Below are 321 nucleotides of genomic sequence, written 5' to 3'. Positions count from 1 at the left end.
CATATTCCCTTCATGGAAATGCTCCAACAGTCGGCCATTATTTAAATGTAAATCATATTCAGCACCGGCTTCAAAAGGAGGAGTCCATTCAAGCGGAATGAGCCGTGCCTTACCATCTTCAACCGCGAACCCTTCTTCGAAAAGGATCGGCGTATCCGTACCATCTTTCGCAACCGGCCAGATTTGACTATTGAACCCTTCCAGTCTTTCATAGCTCACCCCGGCAAAATAACCAGCAAGACTCGCTGCTTCATCCATGATCTCGCTCGGATGCTGGTAAGTCCAATTCGCTCCTAGATGATTAGCAAGCTCTTGGAATAT

Annotated in this window: 1 pseudogene; it reads right to left on the bottom strand. The window is 47.0% G+C overall.

Annotated elements, in window-relative coordinates:
* Positions 1–321 (bottom strand): annotated as a pseudogene (locus tag CVN76_RS02415) (oxidoreductase); the annotation flags it as partial.

The organism is Bacillus sp. mrc49, from assembly GCF_002803435.1.
Note: the sequence above shows the minus strand (reverse complement) of the source record. Positions and strands in the feature narration are given on the sequence as shown.